This window comes from Stieleria sp., from assembly GCF_041595215.1.
Taxonomy (GTDB): domain Bacteria; phylum Planctomycetota; class Planctomycetia; order Pirellulales; family Pirellulaceae; genus Stieleria; species Stieleria magnilauensis.
In genome coordinates, this window is the sequence record NZ_JBFHKV010000746.1 from 1 (window position 1) to 4,436 (window position 4,436).

The window sequence follows — 4,436 nt, forward strand, 5'->3', positions numbered from 1 at the left end:
ACATCCGAGACCGGATGGCCGTCGCGCCGCCGTCGGATTCGATCGAGGCGAATCAGAGCGAAGGCTGGTCGCCGATCCAAGGCGCGTTTTGGCGGGCCGGTGGGATCGCCCCGGGGATGGAACTGAAAGACGTCTTGCCCAAATTCACCGACGAAGCCTGCCAGGTGATCCAGTCGCACGCCGGACGCGATCAACCGCTGATGCTCTACGTGGCCTATCCGGCGCCCCACACACCGTGGCTGCCCGCCGATGAGTTTACCGGCAAGTCCGGCGCGGGGATGTATGGTGATTTTGCGATGATGGTCGATGCGATGATCGGCAAGATCCTCAAGCAACTCGATGCGGCAAAGATGACCGACGACACGTTGGTGATCTTCACCAGCGACAACGGGCCGGTCTGGTACGAAACCGACGTGCAGCGATTCGGACACGACAGTTCGGGTGGACTGCGCGGGATGAAAGCGGACGCCTGGGAATGCGGCCACCGGATGCCGATGATCGCGCGTTGGCCGGGAACCGTTGCGGCCAATTCGGTCAGCGACAAAACGATCAGCTTCGTCGATTTCCTCGCCACCGCCGATGAACTAACCGGTGCGGGGGTCTTTCAAAACAAAGACAAGACGGATGTCGGACCGGACAGTTTTAGCTTTCTCGGCGAACTGACCGGAAAACCCTCCACGGCGCCCCAACGCCCATCGCTCGCACTTCAAAGCGGCAAAGGCCTGATGACGATTCGCCGCGGGGATTGGAAGTTCATCGACGGAGACGGATCGGGAGGGTTCAGCGACCGCGGAGCCCAGGGCAAGCCCAAGAACCCCAAAGGCCAACTGTACAACCTGGCCGAAGACCTCGGCGAAACGAACAACTTGGTCGACCAGCATCCGGAACTGGTCGATTCACTGCGCGAGGAACTCGCCGCCATCAAGCGGTCGCCGCGAAGCCGTGACTTGAACGGCGCGGTCAACCCTTGACTTACTCGCCGATGCAATACAAGTATTTGTCGCTGCGCAAATACAGTTTGCCGTCGGCGACGATCGGGCTGGCGTTGAAGGTACTGCGATCGTCGAGTCGGTTGTGGGCGAGTTGCTCAAACTCGGGCTTGGCAGCCAAAACATATGTGCCGCCGTTTCGGGTGACGACGTACAGCTTGCCATCACCGGCCAAAGCGGACGCGTAAGGCTGGCCGCGAAACCGTTCGGCGTAGACCACTTCGCCGTCCGCCAGTCGCACGCAGTAGGCGATCGTGTTGCGATCGCTGACCCAATACAGGTGCCCCTGGTGGATCACAGGCGAAACGACATTCGCCCCCGCCTTGGCTTCCCACAATCGATGGGTGTCCGTGACGTCGCCCCGGCCACCGGCGCGCACCGCGATGGCACGCGAAGTTCGCCCGCCGATGACATAAACGACACCATCTTGCGAGACAATGCTGGGGCAAACGTAGTCGGGGATCCCGTCGCAGTTCCACAACGGGGCCCCGGTTGCCGGGTCAAACGCCAGGATCTTGTCTTTGACGCTGACCACCAGTTCCTGCTTACCGCCGCCGACGTCCACCAGGTGCGGCGTGTTCCAGGAAGCGTCCATCCCGCCGGCACGCCAGACTTCATCGCCCGTCTCCTTGTCGATCGCCACTAGCGAACCACTCTCGACACTCGCGTTGACGATCACCAGATTTCTGTACAAGACCGGTGAAGTCCCACAGCCCCAACCGTGCGTCTTGTCCCCCACGTCGGCTTGCCAAAGTTGATTGCCGTCCAGGTCGAACTTCAACACACCGGTCTTGCCGAAGAAGACGTACAGAAACTCTCCGTCGGTTGCGGGTGTTGCAGCCGCGTAGCCGTGGTCACGCACGCGTTCGGATTCAGGGAGTTTAGGCTGGACATGTTGGTCCCAAACGATCTCTCCGTCGTTACCGAGGCAAACCACGTGCAGCGTCAGGTCTTCCATCCGCCCGGGATTCTCGCGGTCGATCCCATAACCGCTGTAACAAGTCACGTACAAGCGATCCCCGAGCGCAATCGGACTCGACGCGCCATACCCCGGCAATTCTGTCTTCCAGGCGACGTTCTCTGATTCGCTCCAGACCAGCGGCAGGTTGGTGTCACTCGTCACACCCTGACCACCGGGGCCACGAAATTGTGGCCAATCGGCGGCAGTCAAATTCGGCACCATCACGGCTGCCGAGAGCAACATCAGCGAAACGGAAGCAACTCGCATAGGATTTCTCATGTTGGAAAGGGAACAACGGAAGCCGCAAAGCAGTTTATCGACGTGGCGGTGGAACGACTCAGGATACAAAATCAAAAATCCCCGAGCGGAACGTACTGGTCCCAGGGTGACCGCCGGAGATGATTCCTTGGGGACCGATCAAATGGGCGTCCATCGGAATTTGGATCGTGCCCGATTCGAGAAACAGCGTCAGGTGGCTGTCTGAAGTGTTCCCCGCTTTCTCCCGCGTGAAGTAGACCGCCTGGGATTCAAATTCCTTCGTCGTGATCGCGCGTTTCGCTCTGAAGATACTGAAATGACCGTCGAAGCGGGTCGGAATCGGATGTGGGTGCATGCCTTGCTGGCGTCCCAAGAAATAGACGCTGGCGAAGTTATGCGGGACCGATCGAATCTCGAAATAGTGATCTCGATTCTTCGCCCCGAAGGAATCATTTGCATTCTCACGCATGATGATAAATTTCAGCGACTTGGGTTCGATCCGTCTGGCCGGTGGCGGCGGGAGTTTGAGTTCTGGCAGCGTGTAGAGCACCAGCTTCAAGTAGGTTTGCTTTCCCACCTCGATCAAACCATCGCATCCACCCCAACCGAAATGATGGAGCTGGAAACGCTGAATCGCTTTGATCGTCTTCGGCCCGCACTTGCCATCCAGTTTCAATGGAACAGGGGAGCCGCCTTCGTCCAGCGGAACCTTGTTGATGGCCTCTTGCACCTCCATGACATCTTTGTGCTGATTGGATCCACGGTGTCCGACCGACGCGCTGAGAAAGAGGGTCATGGTTGGATTCCTGGAGAGAAGGAGGGGCTCCTGAACCGAAGCTCTCGCACCACGCGAACATACCCGTGCCAGCGCTGCAATGCAAATTAGCGCGCTGTCCCGCACAGCGTGCCTCCCTCGCGACATCGCGGTGCGTCGGTTCGGCCAATTGGTGTCGGGAGGAGATGTGGCAGAATGATACGGGGCAGAATGATGTGTGGCAGGATGAAGTGCTGCTAGGGCAGATCGATTCGCATGAGTTGGCCGTCGACACCGCCGACGAGGACACTGCCGCCGGACTTGGCAATGGCGATCGCGTACGCCGGTCCGTTGATGGCCGCGTCGATAGCGGTGACCTCCACGGTCTCGGGATTCACCAAATAGACCCGTCCGTCGTCGCAACACGTCGCGACCTGCGATCCATCGCGGAGCCAGCGGAGTTGGCGCGGTTTGGACGGCAGTCGCGCGAATCGCACCATCCGCCCGATCGTCGGTTGCCAAAACCGCACTGTCGCGTCGTCGCTGGCCGATGCGATCATCGGCAAACCCGCGTCTGATGGACGAACGGCAACACTTCCGACCGGTTGGACATGGATTGCCAGACTGCGAACCAGGCTGCCCGTCTCGGTTTCCCAGACACGAAGACTTTGGTCAATTCCCGCACTGACCAACAACCCCGATGCGGCCAGATGATCGACCGCCAAAACCCCGCGTGAGTGTCCCTTCAGCGTCTCTGTTCGAGCGCCCGTCGAGGTGTTCCAAATCAAGACGTTGTGATCGAGCCCGGCCGAGGCAAGTCTGGTTTCGTCCAGCCAGTCGATGTCCATCACCGAATCGAAATGCCCATCGAGGACGCGCAGCGATTTCCCATCCGGCCACGACAGAATTTCGACCGTACCGTTTTCCGCGGGCGTCCCACCGGCGACGGCCAGACGATCGCCGCCGGGTGAAAACGCGAGGTCGTGAAGATTCGGGGACGACGTTTGAATCGTTGTCAGCGGCTTGAGATCCGGCCAGCCGTACACCGCGACTCCGGATTGAGAACACGCGACCACCGACGATCCATCGGGAGCAAACTCGATCGAGGTGATCGGGGGCTCGGCGCCGCAATCAAGAGCGACCGAGATCGTCATCAGAACAACAACAGAGCAAACAAGTTTCAACATGACATGGATCAAGTGGGGTAAGCTTCCAGCTTGCCATTGGCGTCGGATTGGCAAGCTGGAAGCTTACCTGCGGTTTTGGATTGGCAAGCTGGAAGCTTACTCCACTTTGGGCTGCGTTACACATTGATACTGAACGGTTTTGTTTTAGCGTGGCAATGGATGTGGGTGTCACTCACAATGCGTTCGCCTCGTCTCCGCATTTCTCACCGCTTTTCTCCGTTGAGTGGTCTTCTATGAAAAAATCTCTGTTCGATCGACCATCATTGGCAGGCGTCTTCCTGGTCGGT

Annotated in this window: 5 protein-coding genes; 2 read left to right on the plus strand and 3 right to left on the minus strand. The window is 59.0% G+C overall.

Translation table 11 applies throughout. The features are described from left to right. Positions 1 to 971 (plus strand): sulfatase-like hydrolase/transferase (locus ABX749_RS23530; RefSeq protein ID WP_372898148.1); only part of this gene is annotated, 971 nt, incomplete at its 5' end. A 1-nt stretch (position 972) separates the two neighbouring features. Here the strand turns inward: ABX749_RS23530 and ABX749_RS23535 are convergent. The 3 genes from ABX749_RS23535 to ABX749_RS23545 all read right to left on the minus strand — a co-directional run bounded on the left by ABX749_RS23535 (position 973) and on the right by ABX749_RS23545 (position 4,149). Next, positions 973 to 2,217: a PQQ-binding-like beta-propeller repeat protein gene (locus ABX749_RS23535; RefSeq protein WP_372898150.1), complete on the minus strand. Its 1,245-nt coding sequence runs from the start codon at positions 2,215 to 2,217 to the stop codon at positions 973 to 975. A gap of 70 nt (positions 2,218 to 2,287) precedes the next feature. Further along, positions 2,288 to 3,004: a peptidoglycan-binding protein gene (locus ABX749_RS23540; RefSeq protein ID WP_372898151.1), complete on the minus strand. Its 717-nt coding sequence runs from the start codon at positions 3,002 to 3,004 to the stop codon at positions 2,288 to 2,290. Positions 3,005 to 3,219: 215 nt separating this feature from the next. Then, positions 3,220 to 4,149, minus strand: a complete 930-nt coding sequence (locus ABX749_RS23545) for a WD40 repeat domain-containing protein (protein WP_372898152.1) — start codon at positions 4,147 to 4,149, stop codon at positions 3,220 to 3,222. 47 nt (positions 4,150 to 4,196) lie between these two features. On the opposite strand from ABX749_RS23545, the gene ABX749_RS23550 reads away from it, so the two are divergent. Then, positions 4,197 to 4,436 (plus strand): hypothetical protein (locus ABX749_RS23550; protein ID WP_372898153.1); only part of this gene is annotated, 240 nt, incomplete at its 3' end.